The organism is Mesorhizobium sp. M7A.F.Ca.US.005.03.2.1 (genome assembly GCF_003997795.1).
Taxonomy (GTDB): Bacteria; Pseudomonadota; Alphaproteobacteria; order Rhizobiales; family Rhizobiaceae; genus Mesorhizobium; species Mesorhizobium ciceri.
Window position 1 is genome coordinate 1 of sequence record NZ_RZRP01000203.1, and the last position, 8,270, is coordinate 8,270.

Here is an 8,270-nt window from a genome sequence, read left to right on the forward strand (position 1 = left end):
GTTCAGGCGCCTGGCCGGCTTGCCTTGCTGGATGTTGGTGAGGAATTTCAGCGCCCTGACAAAAATCCCCTTCTCATGCGCCAGCGGCACCGGCGCGTGCCATTCGAAAAAGTTCATGCCGATGTCGAAATCGAGCGACCAGTCGGCTTGGGTGGTGACCATGCCGGCATCCATCCACAGATTGCCGTCGCGCTGGTCGAGGATGCAGAAGTCGCCCTGGCTCTGGCGGGTGATGTACTCCATCGGGCCGTAAGGCAGCGTCGAGGTGTCGCCGAAGGTGAAGGTGTCGTCGATGCCGAGCGGCCGGTTGATCCAGCGCCAGCGGTCGCCGTCGCGGGTCAGCGTGAAATGCTCGGGATAGCCCAGCGCCTGCTGCTCCATCAGCAGTTCCAGCAAGTCCCAACCGGCCAGCGTCATGTGCGGCAGCGACTGGCAGCGCAGCGGGTCCTCGGCCAGCACCAGCGCGCGGTCCTGCATCTCGGCGACATAGTGCTCGTCGACGTCGATCAGGTTTTCCAGCACGCTGCCTTTCGGCCCAACGACATGCGGCTCGATGTTGACCGCATACATGTAGGCGTCTTCGTGGAAAGGGAACGGGAAGCGCCTGATGTGCTCAGGGCTGTTCCTGAAGGTGAAGTCGTCGCGGAACGTTTCCTTGCGAAAGGTGATGCCCATGATTTCCTCCTAGCGCTCCAGGACCAGCGACCGGCCCTCGAAGCGCGACACGCACGGCATGATCTTCTTGCCCGAACGGTGCTCTTCCTCGCTCAGCCAGTGGTCGTTGTGGATGAACTTGCCGTCGCAAGAGATGACGTTGGTTTCGCACTGGCCGCAGACGCCGCCGCGGCAGAGATAGGGCGGATCGACGCCGGCCGCTTCGATCGCTTCCAGCAGGCTCTGCTGCTCATCGACGCGGATCGTCTTGCCGCTGACGGCAAGCGTCACGTCGAAAGGCAGGCCAGGCTGGGGGGCCGCGAAATGCTCGAAATGCACAGTTTCCGATGGCCAACCGAGGCTTGCCGCGCGATCACGCACCCAGTTGATCATGCCGGCCGGGCCGCAGACATAGAGATGCGTGCCGAGCGGCTGCGTCGACAGCAGCCGGTCGAGTTCGATGCGCTCGTCAAGGTCGTCATGATAGAGCCTGACCCGTCGGTCGTAGCGCTCGCGCAGCACATCGGCGTAGGTGCCGAGCGATGCGGTGCGGCAGGTGTAGTGCAGTTCGAAATTGCCGCCTTCCGCCGCAAGCTGAGCGGTCTGCGCCATGAACGGCGTGATGCCGATGCCGCCGGCCAGCATCAGATGCTTTTTGGCGCGCAGGTCGAGCGAGAACAGATTGACGGGATAGCTGACCACCATCTCCATGCCGGGCTTGACGTTCCGGTGCATGAACAGCGAGCCGCCGCGGCCGACATCGTCGCGGCGCACCGAGATCGTGTATTCGCGCGTGTCGAGCGGCGAGCCCATCAGCGAATAGGGGTTGAGCCTGGTGCGTTCGCCGTCGCGCATCTCGACCACGACATGGGCGCCGCCGGAAAAGGTCGGCAGCAACTCGCCGTCGCGCCGGCGGAAATGGAAGCGGGTGACGAGGTCGTTGACCGGGACGACGTCGCTGACCACGACATCGAGTTTTGTTGTTCCGGCGCTCATCGGAAAACCTCCTCCATCGGAGGAATCTCGCTGCGATCCTCGGCGTTGATGCAGACGCCCTGGAACGCCGCGATGCGCCTGGAATAATGATCGCGCACCAGAAGCAGCAGGCCGCAATGCGCGCAGGTCGCCGGCTGCGTCGTCACATTCTCGGTGATGCCCTTGCAGTGGACGCATTGCATGCGCCGCGCCAGCGAACCGCGGTGCTCGGTCTGGATCGAAGTGTGGTCGATGCCGGCTTCAAGCGCCACCTGCATCGCCTGGCCGATCAGGCCCTCAGTGCCGGCGAGATAGAGGCGCAGGCCCATATGCGCATTGGTCAGTGTCTGCCTAAGCCGTGGCAGCAGGCTGGCGAAGGATGGCGACAGATGAAACTGCGCCGGTCTCAGCGCTTCGAGGGCTGCGGTGTGTTTGCCGTCAGGCCCGGGAATGAAGACGATTTCGGCGTCGTCGAAAAACCCGGGCGGCGCCCTCCCGGCCATCTCCGCTATCGCCAGCGCCCCTTCCGCATCCGCGATAAAAAGATGATGCTTGCCGGGCTGCGGAGACAAGGTTCCGTAAACAGGCCGGCTGATGATGCTTTTGGCTGCCATTTAAGTCTTCGTGCCTTCGAGCGCTTCACCGTTTCATAGAAACGGCGGACCGCTCTATCTCTTTGCTTTGACGCAATTCCGGACGGAAAACCGTTTCACACTTTTCCTGGAACTGCTCGAACCCCTCGCTGTTGATTATGCCTCAACCTTTCGCCGTGCGCTTGGTCTTCTTGGGATCGTCGAATGGCAATGGCTGGGCGGTGGCCTTGATGGCGCCGCTCCTGTTGCGGATTTCGAGCTTGGTGTCCTTGACCGCGCAGTCGACGTCGAGGCGGGCGATGCCCATCGATTTCTCGACCAGCGGCGAATACATGGCGCAGGTTACCACGCCCACCTTCTTGCCGTCGCGATAGACCGGCGCACCCTCATCGGCCGGCTCCTTGCCGTCGAGCAGAACGCCGTAGATCTTGAAGCGCTCCTTACCCTTGAGGCGATAATGCTCCTCGGCGCCGCGGAAGCCGGTCTTTCCGGGGCTGACGGTGAAGTCGAGGCCGAGCTCCCACAGCGTGTCGCCGGGTCCTTCGTTCTCGAACGGATATTTCTGCGAATTGTCGTAGGGGTAGAACAGCAAATAGCTTTCCACCCGCAGCATGTCGAGGGTGGTGAAGCGGCACGGAATGATGCCGGCGCTCTTGCCCTCGTCGAGGATCCTGTCCCAGATCGTGCCGGCATCCTGGCCGCGGCAGAAGATCTCGTAGCCGCGCTCGCCGGTGTAGCCGGTGCGCGAGATCATGACGGGCAAACCGAACAGTTGCGTCTGCATATGATGGAAATAGTTGAGGTCGCGAATGCCCGGCACATGCTTGGCCAGATAGTCGACGGCGGTTGGCCCCTGCAGCGAAAGATCGTGCAGATTGTCGTCGAAGCGCAGCGACACGTCGCGGCCCATAGCCGCCCGCTGCAACTCCTCATGACCGGTGCCCGAACCATGCACGACCATCCAGGCATTGGGGCCGGTGCGGTAGAGGATGCAATCGTCGGTGAATTTTCCCGCCTCGTTCAGCATGCAGGCATAGGCCGACTTGCCGGGGTAGATCTTTTCGACGTCGCGCGTCGTCGCCAGGTCGATCAGGTGTGAAGCATGCGGCCCGGTGATGTGCACCTTCTTGAGGCCGGAGACATCCATCAGGCCAGCCTTGGTGCGGATGGCGATGTACTCCTCGTCGGCATCCTTGTCGTAGGTCCAGGCGGTTCCCATGCCGCTCCAGTCTTCGAGCTTCGAACCGAGCGCTCGGTGGCGATCCGCCAGGGTCGAAAATCTCCAGGATGCCGTCATCCGCTCGTCCTCCGTTTGGATAATGCTCTGCTGTTCCCTGCCCCCTGCGCAGTGGCGGGAGCTTTGACCGAATATTGATCGCAAACGCCAGGACGCCGCAATACCCATAAGCAATTAATTTCATTGTCAGGCAAAATCCACCGCACAAAGCAAACAGTTAACCTCACGTAAATCGCGCTTGACAATTGCGGGATTCGGATTGAATTTATGAAAAAAATTTCACTCTCTTGAAAGAGGGCAGCGGCCGGCCAATTCGGGGCCTGGCGTTGGAAAAAGGGGAAAACCGATGTCAGACATGCAACTGCGCATCGAAGCGCTGTACCGTTCCGACGTGCGCGGATCCGCGCTCCTGATCGTCTGCCTGTGGGCAACGATCCTCTTCGTCCTGCTCATGACATGGCCCTACATCCCGCACAGCGGCATCAAGGCCGTGGTCGCGATCGCCGCCGCCGCCGTGCTGATCTTCAACACGGCCGCCATCCTGGCGATGGTCAAGCACTACAAGGAAGACAAGGAATTCATCTACGGGCTCGATATCAAGAACGCCGACGCATTCCGCAACCGCAAGTCCTGAGGGGTAGAAGAGATGTCCCGCTACACGCCGCCGGAGCAGAGCAAGGCCGGGCAGGTTTTCGACATCGCCGTCGTCGTCGTCGCCATTTTCGTGGCGCTGTGGCTGCCGCTGAAACTGGGCCTCGCCGGTGCGGCGAAATCCATCGACGCGCTCGACGCCAAGACGTGGGAAGCGCTCGGCCAGAACCCGACCATGGCCTCGATCTGGGAAAAGCTCGGCTACACGCCCGAGACCGCGCACGACATCATCCAGAACCGCTTCCATTATGTCATCGACTGGCCGACGCTGATCATAATGGCTGCGGTGCTGATAGGCTATTTCGTCTTCCTGTTTCGCGCATCCGACCGCGAATATCGCGACGTCATCAACGAAAAATTCGACGACAAGTAAGAGTTCTGAGGACGATTTAATTCGGGGACACGATCATGTGGGTGGCACTCTCTTACGCATGCTGGGGCATCTCGATCGTGCTCGCTTTGTGGATGCTTTACGACTGGTTCAAGGTCGACACGACCTTCTCCGAAGAGGTGCTGACCTCGTCGCGCGAAGGCGAACTGGAAGCCACTTCCGAAAAACACCGGATCTGAGTGAGGATTGAACAATGACGATCGCACTTGAACCGGCTGCCCCGGCTGTCCAAGGGGACAGAGTTTCACTTCTGCGCGTGCTCGGACCGGCCCATGTCTGGGCGCTCGGCGTCGGCATCGTCCTGGTCGGCGAATTCACCGGCTGGAATTTCTCGGCGGACAAGGGTGGCGCGCTGGCCGCGCTCATCGTCTGCTGGGTCGTCGGATTGCTCTACACCTCGGTCGCGATGATCGATTCCGAGGTGACATCGACCGTGGCCGCCGCCGGCGGCCAGTATGCGCAGGCAAAGCACATCGTCGGACCGCTGATGGCGTTCAACGTCGCGCTGTTCCTGGTCTTTGCCTACACGATGCTCGAAGTGTCCGACGCCATCCTGCTCGGCGACACCATCGTCGCCAAGGCCGGCGTCGAAGGGCTCACCCACAATTCCTTCATCGCCGCGACCATCGTCGTGCTGGCGTGGCTGAACTATCGCGGCGTGCTGATGACGCTCAACGTCAACTTCGTCATCACCGCGATCGCCTATATCTCGATCGTCATCCTGTTCTTCTCGGTCAGCCCGTGGACGCAAGGCGCGGTGCTGAAGCTGAACGAACTGGTCACCCCTGGCAATGCGCTTCCCTATGGCTGGATCGGCGTCATCGCCGCCTTCCAGTTCGGCATATGGTACTATCTCGGCATCGAAGGCACCACACAGGCCGCCGAGGAAGTGCGCTCCCCGGCGCGCTCGCTGCCTTACGGCACCATGGCCGGCATGATCACGCTTTTGATCGCGGCGGCCATGACCTGGTATGTCTGCGCCTCCCTGATGCCCTGGGAATATCTCGGCATCACCTACTATCCACTGTGGGACGCCGGCAAGCTGACCGGCAGCCCGCTGCTCGAGAACCTGTTGTTCGTCGCCACGCTGCTCGCCGCGCTGGCGTCGGCCAATGGCTGCATCAACGATGCGGCGCGCGCCTGGTTCTCGCTCGGCCGCGACCGCTATCTGCCGACATGGTTCTCGGCCGTGCATCCGAAATATCGCACGCCCTATCGCTCGATCCTGTTCCTGCTGCCGATCGCGCTGGCCTTCGCCTTCATCGCCGACCTCAACCAGGCGATCACCTTTTCGATCCTGTCGGGGGTGCTGCAATACACGTTCATGAGCATCAACATCATCATGTTCCGCAAGAAGTGGCCGCTGGGCTCGATCCGCCGAGGCTACACCCACCCCTTCCATCCGATCCCGGCCATGGTGCTGTTCTGCCTGTGCGTGGTGACCTTCTTCGCCATCTTCCTCGGCTTCGGCTCGCAGCTGATCGCCATGGTCGCCTTCTACTTCCTGATCTCGCTGTGGTTCCACTTCTACCGTTACAAATTCGTGCGGCGCGGCGACCAGTTCACCATGCCGTGGCCAAAGCCGCAGGGTTATTGATGGGAGTAGGCCCGTCCGGATCCCGGGCGGGCCTGGCATGAGAAAATGTCCGATCTGACATCAGCACTGCTGGCCGGGGCCATTGTCCTGGTTGTCGTTCTCCACCTTGCCTGGCAAGCGCGTGCCAGCCGCAGCAGGGCATCGATGGCGCTCGCCGTCGAGCAGGACCGCATCCGCACAATCATCGCCGATGCTGCCAATGTTTCGGATGGCACCGCCGGCGTCATCACCTGGGAAGGATCCTGGAACAGCAAACGTGTCCAGGTGCGCACCATCGTCGATACGCTGGCGACGCGCAAACTGCCGGCGCGCTGGCTCAGTGTTTCGATCACCGAAGAGGTCGCGGTACCAGCCACCTTCGACATGATGATGCGGCCGGGCTCGCCGACGACCTTCTCCAATTTCGATCATCTCGAGCATACGCTGCCCAAGGCTCCGGGATTCCCCGCCGAGTCGGTGCTGCGCACCGACCGCAGGGCGGCGCGCTTTCCGCAAGGCCTTATCGCCAGCCACATCGAGATCTTTTCCGAAGGGCGCGCCAAGGAACTGCTGATCACGCCCAAGGGTATACGCATCGTCTGGCTTCTGGCCGAAGCCGAGCGGGCGCGCTATGGCGTTTTCCGGCAGGCCGAATTCGGCGACGCCGCACTCGATCCCGCGCTGATCGAAAGGCTGCTGATGTCGGTGTCGGCGCTTCGCGACGCGATCAACAAAAGCGAACGGCAGGCCGCATGACCAGTTCCGCCACTGCACCCACCAATCCCTATCTGGTTCTCGGCGCCGCAATCGTGCTGCCGGGAAGCGGGCACGTCATTCTGGGCGTGCCGGTGCGCGGCCTTCAATTCCTTTTCTTCATGGTGATCCTGGCATGGGTGACGGCCAAGATCGCGCCGCCCGATGCCAGCTTCGTCGGCCGTCACGCCGGCGGCTTCCTGATCTATGCTTTGTCGATCCTGGACGCCTACAAGCTCGCCCGCATCCGCACCGCCAAATGGGTTCACAACGCCCGGCAAGGCAACGATAGTGGGCAGAGCGGCATTGAGACGCATAGGTAACTAGAGGAATATTTTTTTCATACGATTGAATTTGCGGACCTCATTCGATACATCATTTCAGAGTTGCAAACGATCTCTTAGCTACAAAACGTCGGGAGGCTGACATGTGTGGAATTGTCGGACTGTTTTTGAAGGACAAGTCGCTGGAACCCCAGCTTGGCGCGATGCTGTCGCAGATGCTGATCTCGCTCAGCGATCGCGGTCCCGATAGCGCCGGCATCGCCATCTATGGCGCGCCGTCCAAGAATGAGGCCAAGATCACCATCCAGTCGGCCAAGCCCGACCGCGATTTCCGCGGCCTCGAGGCGGAGCTCGCCAAGGCCATCGGCACGCCGGTGACGATCGCGGTGAAATCCACCCATGCAGTCGTCAGGACCACCCCCGCCAAGATCGATGAAGCGCGCGAAACCATCCAGGCGCTGCGCCCCGACATCCGCATCATGGGCGCCGGCGACGTGGTCGAGATCTACAAGGAAGTCGGCCTGCCCGAGGCAGTCGTCGATCGCTTCGATGTCCGCAAGATGACCGGCACACATGGCATCGGCCATACCCGCATGGCGACGGAATCGGCGGTGACGACGATGGGCGCGCATCCGTTCTCGACCGGCGCCGACCAGTGCCTGGTGCACAATGGCTCGCTGTCGAACCACAACAATGTCCGCCGCGAACTGATCCGCGAAGGCATGACCTTCGAAACCGAGAACGACACCGAAGTCGCTGCCGCCTATCTCTCGTCACAGATGGCGCATGGCAAGAATCTCGGCGAGGCGCTGGAAGGCACGCTCTCCGACCTCGACGGCTTCTTCACCTTCGTCGTCGGCACCAAGAACGGCTTTGGCGTGGTGCGCGATCCGATTGCCTGCAAGCCAGCCGTGATGGCCGAAACCGACCAATATGTCGCCTTCGGCTCGGAATATCGCGCGCTGACCAAACTGCCCGGCATAGACAATGCGAGGGTCTGGGAACCCGAGCCCGCAACCGTCTATTTCTGGGAGCATTGAGTTCATGCCGGCAACCACGCTTTCAAAAACCGCGGCACACGACCCTCGGGTCTTCGATCTCGACCAGTTGTCGCTGCGCGAACTCAACCAGGCGCTGCACAATCTGGCTCCCGGCT

11 protein-coding genes are annotated in these 8,270 nt (G+C 61.5%); 7 read left to right on the forward strand and 4 right to left on the reverse strand.

Annotation, left to right across the window (positions count from 1 at the left end; genetic code table 11):
* The 4 genes from EN991_RS13740 to EN991_RS13755 form a co-directional block, all read right to left on the reverse strand.
* The coding region (locus EN991_RS13740) for a DUF3445 domain-containing protein (RefSeq protein ID WP_164769044.1) at positions 1 to 675 on the reverse strand (675 nt) is incomplete at its 3' end.
* Positions 676 to 684: 9 nt separating this feature from the next.
* Positions 685 to 1,650, reverse strand: a complete 966-nt coding sequence (locus tag EN991_RS13745; protein ID WP_063167620.1) for a PDR/VanB family oxidoreductase — start codon at positions 1,648 to 1,650, stop codon at positions 685 to 687.
* The gene (locus tag EN991_RS13750) at positions 1,647 to 2,243 is read right to left on the reverse strand and encodes a dimethylamine monooxygenase subunit DmmA family protein (RefSeq protein WP_063171623.1); all 597 of its coding nucleotides are present in this window, start codon (positions 2,241 to 2,243) and stop codon (positions 1,647 to 1,649) included. The genes EN991_RS13745 and EN991_RS13750 overlap by 4 nt, the downstream gene beginning before the upstream one ends.
* 142 nt (positions 2,244 to 2,385) lie before the next feature.
* On the reverse strand, positions 2,386 to 3,519 hold the full coding sequence (locus tag EN991_RS13755) for an aminomethyltransferase family protein (protein ID WP_027163838.1): 1,134 nt from the start codon (positions 3,517 to 3,519) through the stop codon (positions 2,386 to 2,388).
* Between the two features lie 286 nt (positions 3,520 to 3,805).
* Here EN991_RS13755 and EN991_RS13760 point away from each other — a divergent pair, with 286 nt between their 5' ends.
* The 7 genes from EN991_RS13760 (at position 3,806) to EN991_RS13790 (ending at position 8,154) form a co-directional block, all read left to right on the forward strand.
* Positions 3,806 to 4,093, forward strand: coding sequence for a hypothetical protein (locus EN991_RS13760; protein ID WP_127368959.1), 288 nt, complete (start codon positions 3,806 to 3,808; stop codon positions 4,091 to 4,093).
* A gap of 12 nt (positions 4,094 to 4,105) precedes the next feature.
* Positions 4,106 to 4,483, forward strand: a complete 378-nt coding sequence (locus tag EN991_RS13765) for a hypothetical protein (RefSeq protein WP_013532899.1) — start codon at positions 4,106 to 4,108, stop codon at positions 4,481 to 4,483.
* Between the two features lie 35 nt (positions 4,484 to 4,518).
* Positions 4,519 to 4,680, forward strand: a complete 162-nt coding sequence (locus tag EN991_RS13770) for a hypothetical protein (protein ID WP_013532900.1) — start codon at positions 4,519 to 4,521, stop codon at positions 4,678 to 4,680.
* A gap of 14 nt (positions 4,681 to 4,694) precedes the next feature.
* Positions 4,695 to 6,098, forward strand: a complete 1,404-nt coding sequence (locus EN991_RS13775; protein WP_024502594.1) for an amino acid permease — start codon at positions 4,695 to 4,697, stop codon at positions 6,096 to 6,098.
* 45 nt (positions 6,099 to 6,143) lie between these two features.
* Positions 6,144 to 6,833 carry a hypothetical protein gene (locus tag EN991_RS13780; protein WP_024502593.1) on the forward strand — a complete coding sequence of 230 codons (690 nt, stop codon included), beginning with the start codon at positions 6,144 to 6,146 and terminating at the stop codon, positions 6,831 to 6,833.
* Entirely contained in the window at positions 6,830 to 7,153 is a 324-nt protein-coding gene (locus EN991_RS13785; RefSeq protein ID WP_013532903.1) for a hypothetical protein, read from the forward strand. Before EN991_RS13780 ends, EN991_RS13785 begins: the two co-directional genes overlap by 4 nt.
* Positions 7,154 to 7,257: 104 nt before the next feature.
* Positions 7,258 to 8,154, forward strand: coding sequence for a glutamine amidotransferase family protein (locus tag EN991_RS13790; protein WP_063167616.1), 897 nt, complete (start codon positions 7,258 to 7,260; stop codon positions 8,152 to 8,154).
* Positions 8,155 to 8,270 lie beyond the last annotated feature (116 nt).